Source organism: Alkalithermobacter paradoxus (genome assembly GCA_002029295.1).
Lineage (GTDB): Bacteria > Bacillota > Clostridia > Peptostreptococcales > Peptostreptococcaceae > Alkalithermobacter > Alkalithermobacter paradoxus.
Map to the genome: position 1 here is coordinate 369,476 of MZGW01000001.1, position 13,087 is coordinate 382,562.

Annotated in this window: 17 protein-coding genes; all 17 read left to right on the forward strand. The window is 30.1% G+C overall.

Features of this window, described 5'->3' with window-relative positions:
* Position 1 precedes the first annotated feature (1 nt).
* The 17 genes from CLOTH_RS01975 to CLOTH_RS02055 all read left to right on the forward strand — a co-directional run bounded on the left by CLOTH_RS01975 (position 2) and on the right by CLOTH_RS02055 (position 13,077).
* Entirely contained in the window at positions 2-2,026 is a 2,025-nt protein-coding gene (locus CLOTH_RS01975) for a chemotaxis protein CheA (RefSeq protein ID WP_079410709.1), read from the forward strand.
* Positions 2,023-2,454, forward strand: coding sequence for a chemotaxis protein CheW (locus CLOTH_RS01980; RefSeq protein WP_079410711.1), 432 nt, complete (start codon positions 2,023-2,025; stop codon positions 2,452-2,454). Before CLOTH_RS01975 ends, CLOTH_RS01980 begins: the two co-directional genes overlap by 4 nt.
* A gap of 130 nt (positions 2,455-2,584) precedes the next feature.
* Positions 2,585-3,196: a chemotaxis protein CheC gene (locus CLOTH_RS01985; protein WP_331721958.1), complete on the forward strand. Its 612-nt coding sequence runs from the start codon at positions 2,585-2,587 to the stop codon at positions 3,194-3,196.
* Positions 3,189-3,674, forward strand: a complete 486-nt coding sequence (locus CLOTH_RS01990) for a chemotaxis protein CheD (RefSeq protein WP_079410714.1) — start codon at positions 3,189-3,191, stop codon at positions 3,672-3,674. The genes CLOTH_RS01985 and CLOTH_RS01990 overlap by 8 nt, the downstream gene beginning before the upstream one ends.
* A 16-nt stretch (positions 3,675-3,690) precedes the next feature.
* Positions 3,691-4,011 carry a hypothetical protein gene (locus CLOTH_RS01995; protein WP_079410716.1) on the forward strand — a complete coding sequence of 107 codons (321 nt, stop codon included), beginning with the start codon at positions 3,691-3,693 and terminating at the stop codon, positions 4,009-4,011.
* Positions 4,012-4,036: 25 nt separating this feature from the next.
* Positions 4,037-4,780 (forward strand): sigma-70 family RNA polymerase sigma factor, encoded by a 744-nt coding sequence (locus CLOTH_RS02000; protein WP_079410717.1) that lies wholly within the window; start codon positions 4,037-4,039, stop codon positions 4,778-4,780.
* A gap of 16 nt (positions 4,781-4,796) precedes the next feature.
* On the forward strand, positions 4,797-6,203 hold the full coding sequence (locus CLOTH_RS02005; RefSeq protein WP_079410719.1) for a DUF342 domain-containing protein: 1,407 nt from the start codon (positions 4,797-4,799) through the stop codon (positions 6,201-6,203).
* A gap of 13 nt (positions 6,204-6,216) precedes the next feature.
* Complete coding sequence (locus tag CLOTH_RS02010; protein ID WP_079410721.1) at positions 6,217-6,552, forward strand: hypothetical protein; 336 nt, start codon at positions 6,217-6,219, stop codon at positions 6,550-6,552.
* On the forward strand, positions 6,549-6,941 hold the full coding sequence (locus CLOTH_RS02015; RefSeq protein ID WP_079410723.1) for an endolytic transglycosylase MltG: 393 nt from the start codon (positions 6,549-6,551) through the stop codon (positions 6,939-6,941). Before CLOTH_RS02010 ends, CLOTH_RS02015 begins: the two co-directional genes overlap by 4 nt.
* Positions 6,942-7,087: 146 nt before the next feature.
* On the forward strand, positions 7,088-7,807 hold the full coding sequence (rpsB, locus tag CLOTH_RS02020) for a 30S ribosomal protein S2 (protein WP_079410725.1): 720 nt from the start codon (positions 7,088-7,090) through the stop codon (positions 7,805-7,807).
* A 54-nt stretch (positions 7,808-7,861) separates the two neighbouring features.
* Complete coding sequence (gene tsf / locus CLOTH_RS02025) at positions 7,862-8,779, forward strand: translation elongation factor Ts (RefSeq protein ID WP_079410727.1); 918 nt, start codon at positions 7,862-7,864, stop codon at positions 8,777-8,779.
* A gap of 66 nt (positions 8,780-8,845) precedes the next feature.
* Positions 8,846-9,559: a UMP kinase gene (gene pyrH, locus CLOTH_RS02030; protein WP_079410729.1), complete on the forward strand. Its 714-nt coding sequence runs from the start codon at positions 8,846-8,848 to the stop codon at positions 9,557-9,559.
* A gap of 2 nt (positions 9,560-9,561) precedes the next feature.
* On the forward strand, positions 9,562-10,119 hold the full coding sequence (frr, locus tag CLOTH_RS02035) for a ribosome recycling factor (protein WP_079410731.1): 558 nt from the start codon (positions 9,562-9,564) through the stop codon (positions 10,117-10,119).
* 1 nt (position 10,120) lies between these two features.
* Entirely contained in the window at positions 10,121-10,324 is a 204-nt protein-coding gene (locus CLOTH_RS02040) for a hypothetical protein (RefSeq protein WP_079410733.1), read from the forward strand.
* A 31-nt stretch (positions 10,325-10,355) separates the two neighbouring features.
* Complete coding sequence (locus CLOTH_RS02045; RefSeq protein ID WP_079410735.1) at positions 10,356-11,090, forward strand: isoprenyl transferase; 735 nt, start codon at positions 10,356-10,358, stop codon at positions 11,088-11,090.
* A gap of 14 nt (positions 11,091-11,104) precedes the next feature.
* Entirely contained in the window at positions 11,105-11,881 is a 777-nt protein-coding gene (locus tag CLOTH_RS02050; RefSeq protein WP_331721959.1) for a phosphatidate cytidylyltransferase, read from the forward strand.
* 50 nt (positions 11,882-11,931) lie between these two features.
* Positions 11,932-13,077, forward strand: coding sequence for a 1-deoxy-D-xylulose-5-phosphate reductoisomerase (locus tag CLOTH_RS02055; RefSeq protein WP_079410739.1), 1,146 nt, complete (start codon positions 11,932-11,934; stop codon positions 13,075-13,077).
* Positions 13,078-13,087: the final 10 nt, after the last annotated feature.

The window sequence follows — 13,087 nt, forward strand, 5'->3', positions numbered from 1 at the left end:
AATGTTTGATTTAGAGCAATATATAGATATGTTTTTAGATGAGTCCAAAGAACATCTAGAAAATTTGAACAAAAACCTTTTAAAACTTGAAAATGATCAATCTATAGATACAGTTAATGAAATATTCAGAATAGCTCACACGTTAAAAGGAATGTCTTCTACGATGGGGTTTGAAAAAATAGCTACATTAACACATAAGATGGAAAATGTATTAGATGATATAAGATCAGGAAAATCTAAAATAAACACAGCTATAATAGATTTGTTATTTAAGGGTTTAGATATACTAGATGAATTTGTTAAAAACATAGAGTCAGAAGGAAAAGAAAGTAGCAGAAGTATCGATGATATAATAAAAAGTTTAGATAATCTAGAAAACCAAGAAAGTGAAATTATCAATGAAAATACTAATATTGAATCAAGTAGTGATGATTTTCAGTATATAAGTAATGTAGCTAATAAAGCAAAGGATAAGGGAATAAACTGCTATAATATAAATGTAAAATTAGAAGAAAACTGTGTGCTAAAGGCTGCTAGAGCTTTCTTAGTATTCAAGTGCATTGAGCAAAATGGAGAAATAATATACTCTAATCCTTCTGTTGAAGATATTGAAGATGAGAATTTTGGAGAAGAGTTCAAAATTATTGCATTGACTGATTTAAATTCTCAAGATTTTGCGGAAAAAATCAAGAATATATCAGAAATAAAAGAAGTTCATATAGAAGATTTCAATCCTGAAAACGTAGATATAGTTGAAGATACACATAAAAAAGATATAACTATCGAAGATGGTAAAAATGAAACTGAACAATCCAAAGAAGAAAGTTATCAGAATGAATCTAAACAACGCAAAGGAAAAACATCTAAAACAGTAAGAGTAGATATTGATAGATTAGACAATCTTATGAATTTGGTTAGTGAGCTTATAATTGTAAAAACAAGATTAGAAGATATAGACACAGACTCTAAAAGTCAAAATATGAATGAAGCTGTTGAATATCTTGAAAGAATAACAACAAGCTTGCATGATGCTGTTACAAAGGTTAGGATGGTACCTATAGAAAGAGTATTTAATAGGTTTCCTAGAATGGTTAGAGATCTTTCCAAGGAACTTAATAAGGAAATTAACTTAATTATGAACGGAGAAGATACTGAAGTTGATAGAACGGTTATCGATGAAATAGGAGATCCACTTATACATCTTCTTAGAAACTCTATAGACCATGGTATAGAAACTCCTGAGATAAGAAAATCTTTAGGTAAAAATGAAGTTGGTACAACAAAACTTTTAGCTTATCCGGATGGAAATAATGTAGTTATAGAAGTTTGTGACGATGGGTCAGGAATAAATATAGACAAAGTAAAGAAAAAAGCAATGGAAAAAGGAATTATAACAAAAGACCAACTAGCTACTATGGATGACAAAGAAGCAGCTGAGCTAATATTTGCACCTGGATTTAGTACTGCAGAAAAGATTTCAGATATATCTGGAAGAGGTGTAGGATTAGATGTTGTAAAAACAAAAATAGAAGCACTAGGCGGAACTGTTGAAATAGAAACTGAAAAAAATAAAGGAAGCAAATTTATAATAAGATTACCATTAACGTTAGCTATAATACAAGCATTACTTGTGACGGTAGAAGATGAGAAATATGCTATACCTTTAAACAACATAAAGGAAATTACAAGTATAGACAAAAATAAAATTAGATTAGTTGAAGGAAGGGAGATTGTATTATATAGGGGCAAAACTCTTCCGCTTATAAATCTTGGTAACGTACTTGACGTTGAGAGAAAGTCTGATAAGCAATCGGATGAAATAGTAGTAGTAATAGTTAAAAAGGGAGATAGAGATTTAGGATTTATAGTAGACAATCTTGTAGGGCAGCAGGAAATAGTAATCAAATCTCTAGGAAAATATTTAAGTGGTTTAAATTTCATAGCAGGTGCTACTATACTTGGAAATGGTAGTGTTGCATTGATTATTGATACAAATTCTCTATTTCAAAGGGAGTGGTACAGTTGAAAAACAATGAAACGCAATATGTGATATTCAGGTTAGATACAGAATACTACGGTATAAATATAGATTATGTACAAACCATAGAGAGAATTATGAATATAACTAGAGTGCCAAAAACAGACGAATATATAAAAGGTGTTATAAATTTAAGGGGAGAAATAGTTCCAGTTATTGACTTAAGAAGTAGATTCAATCTTCCTGTTACAGATTATACTAATGAAACACGAATAATTGTAAATAGGATAGATGATATACTAATAGGATTTATAGTAGATTCTGCTTCAGAAGTTAAAGATATACAAAAGGAAGATATAGATTACAATATTGTTGATGATAACTTTAATGAGGGATTTGTTAAAGGTATTGCAAAAATAGATGATAGAGTGATTATACTTGTAGATGAATATAAAATCTTAAACATGAATATGTAATTGATTTAAATAGGACTCGAAAGGAGTGACGACGCAGCCTAAGCTCGGGCTATGCAAAACTGCATTATGTACATTTTATGTATGAGAAGAACACTTAGTGTTCTTCAGAGCGTTTATTATGACTTTTTCTATGGATGATATTAAAGGATTATATTTAGATGTTATTAAAGAAATAGGGAATATAGGAGCGGGTAATGCAGCAACATCTTTATCTGCTATGATAAATAAAAAAATAGAAATGGAAGTTCCTTCTGTTGAGATATTAAATATAGAAAAGATTGTTGAAATATTAGGTGGGGAAGAGCTAAGTGTAGTTGGAGTATATGTAAACTTTTTTGGAGATATTAAAGGAACTATGCTTTTGATATTAGACATATCATCAAGTGATAATCTACTTTCTATACTATTTGGACATAAAATTAGTGAAATAGATTATAATGATATGCAGTTGTCAGCCCTACAGGAAATAGGAAATATATTATCTAGTGCGTATATAAATTCTATATCCTCTTTATCGAATTTAAAAGCTAATATTTCAGTACCGTCTGTTAGTATAGATATGGCTGGGTCCATACTAAGTGTTCCAGCGATAGAATATGGAATTATTAGTGATAAAATAATTCTAATTGAAAATAAACTTACAGAGGGAGAAAATGAGATTGTAGCTAAATTTTTCTTAATGCCAGATATAGACTCGTTCAAGACATTGTTCAAAAGCCTAGGAGTGTTCAAAGATGACTAATAATATTAAAGTTGGAATGGCTGACTACAAACTAGGAAGAAATAACGATGTTTTGACGACATTAGGACTAGGATCTTGTGTAGGAATAGTAATATATGATAAGACAAGAAAAATTGCTGGAATGGCTCATATTATGCTTCCTTCGAGTAAAGAAATAAAAAATAATTCTAATAAAGCAAAATTTGCAGATACAGCTATTGAGGAATTACTAAATGAAATAGCAAGAATGGGTGCAAATAAAAACGCATTGACGGCTAAAATTGCAGGTGGGGCTCAAATGTTCAAAATATCAGCTCAAAATGAAAATTTAAACATAGGAAAAAGAAATGTAATAGCTGTGAAAGATATATTAATGTATTTTAAAATACCTATAATAGCAGAAGATGTATTAGGGAATTATGGTAGAACCATAGAGTTTGATTGTAGTACTGGAAATTTAAAGATTAAAGCCATAGGTAAGGAAGTAAAAATAATATGATTTTAGGTGTTGCAATATGAAATGGAAATTAGTAAGTGTATTTATAATAAACTATTTAATAACAATCATTATATTTGGCATTTCCATTATCAATGGATTTAGTTTTAATGAATTCATAAGTAGATATATGGTTGCTATTATTTCCATAAATGTATTTGCATTCATATTGTATAAATTTGTATTTGGTGATATAAAAAAGTATAGAGACAAGCCAAATATAGATATTACACTACCTCCAACTGAATCTGACTTAAGTGATATACTAAAAGAAAGTTATGAACAAATTGGAACTGAAGATGATTTTAAAGAGATTAATTTAGATGATTTAACAAAATAACCTTGAAGAGTTCGGGGGTATTTAAATGAGCCAGATGGAATTATGGAATAAGTATAAAGAAGCAAAGGATGAGATATTGAAATCAGATATAAAGAAAGACTTGATTCTACAATATTTAAGCTTAGTTAAAATAATAGCTGGCAGATTATATAACTACTATGGGTCAAATGTAGAATATGATGATTTAGTGAGTTATGGAATAATAGGCCTTATTGATGCTATACAGAAGTATGATTGTAGCAAAAACATAAAATTTGAAACGTATGCATCTGTTAGAATCAGAGGAGCCATAATAGACGAGATAAGAAATTTAGATTGGATACCAAGGTCCGTAAGACAAAAATCTAAACTACTGAAAGATGCGTACAGCAAATTAGAAATGACTTTAGGAAGGACTCCAAATGTTAGTGAGATAAGCAAAGAAATAAACAAAACTGAAGATGAAGTATTGAAGTTATTAGAAGACACGAATGTTTATAATGTGATATCTTTAGAAGAACAGATAAATGACAATCTAAAAATTCAAATAAAAGATGATTCTATAAATTCGAATCCTGAAGAATCATTGTTAGAAAAAGATACTATAGATAACCTGAAGAAAGCTATAAAAGGCTTAACAGAGAGAGAACAGTTAATAATAAATTTATATTACTATGAGGGATTAACATATAAAGAGATAGCTAACATTCTAAACATATCTGAATCTAGAATATCTCAAATTCATAGTAGGAGCATATTAAAATTAGGGGTTAAGATGGATAAAATGTAGTATCAGGGGGATTGAAATGAGTTCAAAAGGAAATATATCAGTAGTAGAAAAATATAATGGATTTGAGCTTGTATTAAGCACAATTGACAATATGATGCAGGCTTACTTAACAATAAAATCATATAATGCGAACACATGTGTTACTATTGATGAAATACTTAATTTTTTAGAGAAAAATAAAATCACATATGGAGTAAATGAACCATTACTTAATGTGATAGTAGCTAATAAAATGTATAATTCACCAATAAATATTGCACAAGGACTTAAACCGGTTAAAGGAGAAGACGGGTTCATTAAATATTTCTTTAATACAAACAAACAGCTCAAAGCGTTAACGTGTGAAAATGGAAAAGTGGATTTTAAGGAGCTTGGGTATGTAGAAAATATAGAAAAAAACGCCATCCTAGCAGAAAAAGTGCCTCCTAAAAAAGGAACTAACGGCATAAATGTGCTAGGGGAGGTAGTTGAAGCTCCTTTAGGAAAGGATGTTGCTTTTAAACTAGGTAAAAATGTAAAACTAAGTGAGGATGGAATTCATGTCATAAGCATGTGTGCTGGTAGAATTGATTTTAAAGATGGGAGAATAGGGATAAATACAGTATTGACTATACCTGGGAATATAGATGCGTCTACAGGAAACATAAGATTTAATGGAGATATAGTTATAAACGGAGATATAAAGACAGGATTTATTGTAGAAGCAGATGGAAATATAGAAGTAAATGGAGTAATTGAGGGGGCTATCATTAAGGCGAAAGGAAATCTTATCGTAAAGGGTGGAATACAAGGAAACGATAAGGCAAATATATATTCAGAGGGAAATATAATTTGTAAGTATATAGAAAATGCAAAAATAATCTGTGAAGGCGACATAACTACAGACTTTATAATCCATGGAATCATAATATGTGGAAATGATCTAAATGTTATTGGAAAAAAAGGATTGATAGTAGGAGGCCAAGTAAGAGTCAAAAATCAGATTATTGCAAATACCATAGGATCTCCTATGGAGACTGCTACGTATATAGAAGTTGGAATTAATCCAAAACTTAAGTTAAAGCGAGACTCATATAATGAAGAAAAATTAATAATAGAGAAAAATCTGAAAAATATTTTATATACAATAAATTCACTTAAAGACATGATGAAAAAAGCAGCTTTAAGTCAGGAAAAAAAACAATTGTTAACTAAAAGCATAGATGCTTATAAAGAGCTTACTCAAAAGTTAGAGTTAATTAATAAGGAAATAAAGTTATTAGAAGAGGAAATAATCAATTTAAAATGTGGAAAAATAATAGTTAAAAATGAAATATATCCAGGTTGTAAAATAGTTATAGGAAGAAATACTAAGTATATAAATGAAAGGACATCTACAGTTCAAATTTGTATAGAAGAAGGACAAATAGTTACTAGAAGTTAACAAGGAGGCTTACATGAGCGTCAACCATATCTTTATCATTGTATCTGTAATCATATCTACTGTGAGTATACTCTTTTTAAATAAATACCTAAAGAACATAGATGAAGTCATGTTTGAGAATGGAAAAAATGAATCGCAAAAGATAATAAATAAATTAAATGAGTTAGAAACTAAAATTAAAAATTCACAAAGAGACACGTTAGTACATAAAGAAAAAGTTAGCTATTCAAGCGACATAGAAAAACTGTTAGCCAAAGGATATTCAAAAGAAGAAATAGCTAAAAAGACAAACAAAAGCATAAGAGAAATAGATTTAATATTGAGATTAAGAGAAGGAGGTAAGTCTTGAAAAAAATAATAATGTTTATTTTTTTATTAGGACTTTCTTTAGGTGTTATGACTACATCTATAGTAAATATCGGTTTAAAAAAAGAAGTACAAGTCGAAAAAGAATCTATAGAAGACAGATATTCAGAAAAAGAAGAAATAGAAGAAGAACAACACAATGATAAAATACAAATAAATGAAAAAGAAGAATATGTGAATATTACAGTAAAAAGTGGATATACTTCACATAGAGTAATAGATATATTGTACGAAAATGAATTGATTTATAATAAAGAAGATTTTAAATTAATGTTAGATTTACTTAATTTAAATAGTAAAATTAAGGTTGGAGAAATAAACATAAAAAAAGGCTCAAGTATGAAATCGATAATAGACAAACTAACTAACTAATAAAAAAAATATTGTAAATGAAATCCTCGTATGCTATACTATCAAGGGTGAAATTATTACACACGCTTTGGAATTCTTAAAACGGTGCCAACAGGTATTTTAAGGAGATGACCAATGCGGAGGAAAAAACCATGGAGGTGCTTTAAATGTCAGTAATAGCAATGAAACAATTATTAGAAGCAGGTGTTCACTTTGGACATCAAACAAGAAGATGGAATCCAAAAATGGCTCAGTACATATTCACTGAGAGAAATGGAATTTACATCATCGATTTACAAAAAACAGTTAAAAAAATCGAAGAAGCATACAGATTTACAAAAGAAGTTGCTGAAAGTGGAAAACCTATATTATTCGTAGGTACTAAAAAACAAGCTCAAGAAGCTATAAAAGAAGAAGCTGAAAGAACAAATATGTTCTACGTAAATGAAAGATGGTTAGGTGGAATGTTAACTAACCACAAGACTATTAAAAATAGAATAGCTAGATTAAGAGAATTAGAAAAAATGGAAGAGGATGGAACATTCAATGTTCTTCCAAAGAAAGAAGTAATACAATTAAGACATGAGAAAGAAAAATTAGAAAAATACCTAAATGGTATAAAAGATATGGAAGAACTACCAGGAGCTTTATTCATAGTTGACCCTAGAAAAGAAAGAATAGCTATAAAAGAAGCTCATAAATTAGGTATACCTGTTATTGCGATTGTTGATACGAACTGTGATCCAGAAGAAATCGACTATCCAATTCCAGGAAATGATGACGCAATAAGAGCTGTTAAACTTATAACTTCTACACTTGGTAATGCTATATTAGAAGGTAAGCAAGGAGTTCAAGACGAACAAGAAACAGAAGAAGTAGCAGAATAATAAAGGGTAAGGGAAATTCCCTTACCTTTAATAATATATATGGAGGCGATGAGTATGGCAATTACAGCTGCAATGGTAAAAGAGTTAAGAGAAAAAACTGGTGCAGGAATGTTAGACTGTAAAAAAGCATTAGAAGATTCTGGTGCTGACATAGAAAGAGCAGTTGATATATTAAGAGAAAAAGGATTAGCTAAAGCTGCTAAGAAATCTGATAGAATAGCTGCAGAAGGATTAGTTTCAATCTCTATTTCAGAAGATAATAAAAAAGCTTCTATAGTAGAGGTAAACTCAGAAACTGATTTCGTAGCTAAAAACGAAGAGTTCAAAACTTTCGTTAATGATATAACTACTATAGTTTTAAAATCGAATGCAAATACTGTTGAAGAATTATCAAATGAGAAATATTTAGATACAGAATCTACAGTTCAAGAAACTCTAAACTCAAAGATAGCAACAATCGGAGAAAATATGAACATAAGAAGATTCGATAAATTTGAAGTTGAAACTGGACAAGTAGCAGGATATATTCATGGTGGAGGAAAAATAGGAGTACTTGTTGAAATGGAAACAGATAGTAACTCTGATGAAGTTGTAGCTTTAGGTAAAGATATAGCTATGCAAGTTGCTGCTATGAATCCAAAATATATATCTCAGAAAGATGTAGATCCAGATTACATAGCTCATGAAAAAGAAATACTAATACAACAAGCTTTAAATGAAGGTAAGCCTGCTGACATAGTAGAAAAAATGGTTGTAGGAAGATTAAATAAACAATTAAAAGAAGTATGCTTATTAGACCAACCATTTGTAAAGAATCCAGATGTTACAGTAGGACAACTTGTTCAAGATCTTGCTAAGAAATTAGGTACTTCTATAAACGTATCTAAAACTGTAAGATTTGAAGTTGGAGAAGGAATAGAGAAGAAAGAAGAAAACTTTGCAGAAGAAGTTGCTAAGCAACTTAAAAACTAGTTAAAAAGTCTAAAAAGAGAACACGATCGTGTTCTCTTTTTTGGAAAGTGAGGATGGAGGATTTCTATGGATAAACCTGTATATAAAAGGGTATTGCTAAAGTTAAGTGGAGAGGCTCTAGCTGGAGAGTGTGGTCATGGTATTGATAATGATATAGTAAATCAGATTGCAGTATCTATAAAAGAATTACATGACCTAGGAGTGGAAGTTGCTATAGTAGTAGGTGGAGGGAACTTCTGGAGAGGAAGATCAAGCGATGGAATGGACAGAAGCACTGCTGATTATATGGGAATGCTCGCTACTGTTATAAATTCTCTTGCTATGCAAGATGCATTAGAAAACATAGGAGTTTTAACTAGAGTACAAACAGCAATCGAAATGAGACAAATAGCAGAGCCGTACATAAGAAGAAAAGCTGTTAGACATCTAGATAAAGGAAGAGTAGTTATATTCGCAGCAGGAACAGGAAATCCTTATTTCTCGACAGATACAGCAGCTGCATTAAGATCAGCAGAAATAGAGGCTGAAGTTATACTGCTTGCTAAGAAAGTAGATGGAGTTTACGACAGTGATCCAAAACTTAACCCTAATGCTGTAAAATTTGATAAGCTTTCGTATATGGATGTCTTAAAAAGAGGATTAAAAGTTATGGATTCAACAGCAACGTCTTTATGTATGGATAATAAAATACCTATAAGGGTATTTGGATTAGATAATCCAAGAAATATAGTAGATATTGTTTTAGGAAAATCAATAGGAACATCTGTAGAGGAGGAATAAAAATGAGATTAGATATTCATAAAACATTAGAAGAGAAAATGGAAAAAACTATGTCAGTATTAAAAGAAGAATTGAGCGTTATAAGAGCTGGTAGAGCAAATCCTGCAATGCTTGATAGAGTGGTTGTAGATTATTATGGATCTATAACACCTCTTAAGCAGTTAGCAACGGTTTCGGCTCCTGAACCAAGAGTTATTGTTGTTCAACCATGGGATATGTCTGCACTTAATAGTATAGAAAAAGCTATTCAAAATGCTGATTTAGGATTTAATCCTACAAATGATGGTAAAGTTATAAGAATAGTTATTCCACAACTTACAGAAGAAAGAAGAAAAGACCTTCTGAAAATAGTAAACAAAACAGGAGAAAATGCAAAAGTAGCACTTAGAAACGAAAGAAGAGAAGCGAATGATAAGCTGAAGAAAATGGAAAAAGATGGAGAAATAACTGAAGATGATTTAAAGAAGGCACAAGATGAGGTTCAAAAAATTACAGATAAGAATATAAAAGTTGTAGATGAGATGTTAGAGAAAAAGAGCAAGGAAATAATGGAGGTTTAAATTGGATATAGATATGCTTTTAGGTCTTGAACTTTCAGAAGCTGATCAGATACTTAAAGATAATAACATCAAGTTTACTGTAAATGAAATAAAAGGGTATAAAGACCAAGATATTTTAAATATTCCTAGGGTAATAAAAATAAAAAAATTAGAAAACGATGAAGTTCAGTTGACTGTAACATATTTCTCTACCTCTATAGAATAGAGGTAGAGAAATATACAAATGGAGGATTATTATGAGTAATACATTAAAAAGAGAAATTGATTTTAATAATATTCCTAACCATATAGCTATAGTGATGGATGGAAATGGAAGATGGGCTAAAAAACGATTTTTGCCTAGAACATTTGGTCATAAGGCGGGAATAGAGACTATACGTGAAATTGTAAAAGAATGTAGTAATCTAGGGGTTAAGTATTTAACTTTATATGCTTTTTCTACAGAAAATTGGAATAGACCGAAACAAGAAGTGAATGCTTTAATGAGTTTATTAGTTGAATATTTACAAGTTGAAGTAAAGGAGCTACACAAAAATAATGTTAAACTGAATACAATAGGAGATATATCTAAGTTACCAAGTATGGCTTTACAGAAACTAAATGAATCTATACAATTTACACAAAATAATACAGGATTAGTTCTTACTCTAGCATTAAATTATGGGAGTAGAAACGATATAAAAGATGCTCTGATAAATATTCTGAAAGACTATGAAAATAACAATTTCAAAATTGAAGAAATAGATGAAAATTTCCTGAGAAAATACTTGACAACAAGCATGCTTCCAGATCCTGATATTTTAATTAGGTCAAGTGGAGAACATAGAGTTAGCAATTTTTTACTTTGGGAAATAGCTTATACAGAGTTTTGGTTTTCGAATATACTATGGCCAGACTTCAAAAAAGAGCATTTGCATGAAGCAATTTTGGATTACCAAAGCAGAGAAAGAAGATACGGATCCATCAAGTAGGGGGTATACTTATTATGTTCATAAGAATATTGTCATCAGTAATATTATTACCGCTTTTATTTTACATACTAATCAATGGAGGAGTGCCCCTTTATTTAGGAGTATTTATAGTTTCCATAATAGCTCTGAAAGAATTTTATAGTGCCTTTAGGCTTAAAGAAATAAATCCTATAAACATTTTAGGGTATATTACATCAACAGTATTTTTTTTATTTTTTGTATTTAGGATAGATATTAATTACGTATATAGCATGATTACAGTATTATTTTTCTGTTCAAGCATATTATTGATATGGAAAAAATATACTATTATAGATATGGGAGTTACGTTTTTAGGTATTATATATATACCATATTTTTTGAGCCACATCGTATTTATTAAAGAATTTATAGGTCACAATTTCATTTGGGTGGTATTTATAATAGCATGGATGACAGATACATTCGCTTATTTTAGTGGATATTTTTTTGGGAAGCATAAACTAATACCACAGGTAAGCCCTAAAAAAACTATAGAAGGAAGTATCGGAGGAATTGTAGGAAGTATTCTTTCTTGTATAGTTTTTGCATATATAGTGGATGTTAGCATTTTACATATAACAATAATAGGTTTTTTAGGAAGTATATTAGCACAATTAGGAGATTTATTTGCTTCTTCAATAAAGAGGTTTATAAAAATTAAAGACTATGGAAAATTAATACCTGGACATGGAGGTATATTAGATAGATTTGATAGTATCTTGTTTACAGCACCTTTTGTATACTATTATGTTTTGATATTTATGAAATAGCTTCAGAGATTTCTGAAGCTATTAATGTTACTTAAGAAAGGATGAATAATATGAAGAATATATCTATATTAGGCTCAACTGGATCTATAGGAATGCAAACTTTAGATGTTATAAGGCAAAACAAAGATAAGTTTAATGTAGTAGCATTGGCTGTAAAATCAAATATAGACGAATTATCATCTCAAATAAAGGAGTTTAAGCCCGAAGTAGTTGTAGTTTATGATGAGAATAAGGCTATTGAATTGAAGAGGATGTTAAGTGATGATGTTGAAGTTCTTTGCGGGATGGATGGTTTGAAAACTATATCTAGTTTAGAAAATGTGGATATAGTATTGACTGCTCTTGTAGGTATGATAGGATTAATTCCTACTATTGAAGCTATAAAATCAAAGAAAACTATAGCTCTTGCAAATAAAGAAACATTAGTTACCGCTGGAGAACTTGTAATGAATGAAGCTAAAAAGCATGAGGTGAAAATAATACCTGTTGATAGTGAACATTCAGCTATATTTCAGTGTTTAAATGGAGAAGATACAAAGTGTATAGAAAATATAACACTTACAGCTTCTGGTGGGCCATTCAGGGGAAAAACTAAGAACGAGTTATTAGATGTAACAAAACTTCAAGCACTAAAGCACCCTAATTGGAATATGGGGAGTAAGATAACCATAGACTCAGCTACTTTGATGAATAAAGGATTAGAAGTTATAGAAGCTAGATGGATGTTTGACATTGACCCTTCAGATATAAAAGTTCTAGTACACCCTCAAAGTATAATACATTCTATGGTACAATTTATAGATGGATCAGTAATTGCTCAGCTTGGAAATCCTGATATGAAGCTACCGATACAGTATGCACTATCATATCCTGATAGAATAGAAAACAATTTTGAGAGATTAGATTTATCTAGAATAGCAACATTAACATTTGAAAACCCGGATACAGACACTTTCCCATGTCTAAAAATGGCCTATGATGCATTAAAGTTAGGCGGAACTTACTGTACAGTTTTGAATGCAGCTAATGAGGTTTTAGTGAACGAATTTCTAAACGATAGAATTAAGTTTTACGATATACCTACTTACATAAGCGAAGCTATGGAAAAACATAATAGCATAAAAAAACCAACCTTAGAAGAAATAATAGAAATAGATAACTGGACTAGAACATTTGTTAATAATAGTATAAAATAGGAAGGTGAAA

Excerpts from the sequence above, each read along its gene's own strand:
- CLOTH_RS01975 (WP_079410709.1), top strand. The coding sequence starts at position 2 with ATGTTTGATTTAGAGCAATATATAGATATGTTTTTAGATGAGTCCAAA.
- CLOTH_RS01985 (WP_331721958.1), top strand. The coding sequence starts at position 2,585 with ATGGATGATATTAAAGGATTATATTTAGATGTTATTAAAGAAATAGGG.
- CLOTH_RS01990 (WP_079410714.1), top strand. The coding sequence starts at position 3,189 with ATGACTAATAATATTAAAGTTGGAATGGCTGACTACAAACTAGGAAGA.
- CLOTH_RS01995 (WP_079410716.1), top strand. The coding sequence starts at position 3,691 with ATGAAATGGAAATTAGTAAGTGTATTTATAATAAACTATTTAATAACA.
- CLOTH_RS02000 (WP_079410717.1), top strand. The coding sequence starts at position 4,037 with ATGAGCCAGATGGAATTATGGAATAAGTATAAAGAAGCAAAGGATGAG.
- CLOTH_RS02005 (WP_079410719.1), top strand. The coding sequence starts at position 4,797 with ATGAGTTCAAAAGGAAATATATCAGTAGTAGAAAAATATAATGGATTT.
- CLOTH_RS02010 (WP_079410721.1), top strand. The coding sequence starts at position 6,217 with ATGAGCGTCAACCATATCTTTATCATTGTATCTGTAATCATATCTACT.
- rpsB (WP_079410725.1), top strand. The coding sequence starts at position 7,088 with ATGTCAGTAATAGCAATGAAACAATTATTAGAAGCAGGTGTTCACTTT.
- tsf (WP_079410727.1), top strand. The coding sequence starts at position 7,862 with ATGGCAATTACAGCTGCAATGGTAAAAGAGTTAAGAGAAAAAACTGGT.
- pyrH (WP_079410729.1), top strand. The coding sequence starts at position 8,846 with ATGGATAAACCTGTATATAAAAGGGTATTGCTAAAGTTAAGTGGAGAG.
- frr (WP_079410731.1), top strand. The coding sequence starts at position 9,562 with ATGAGATTAGATATTCATAAAACATTAGAAGAGAAAATGGAAAAAACT.
- CLOTH_RS02045 (WP_079410735.1), top strand. The coding sequence starts at position 10,356 with ATGAGTAATACATTAAAAAGAGAAATTGATTTTAATAATATTCCTAAC.
- CLOTH_RS02050 (WP_331721959.1), top strand. The coding sequence starts at position 11,105 with ATGTTCATAAGAATATTGTCATCAGTAATATTATTACCGCTTTTATTT.
- CLOTH_RS02055 (WP_079410739.1), top strand. The coding sequence starts at position 11,932 with ATGAAGAATATATCTATATTAGGCTCAACTGGATCTATAGGAATGCAA.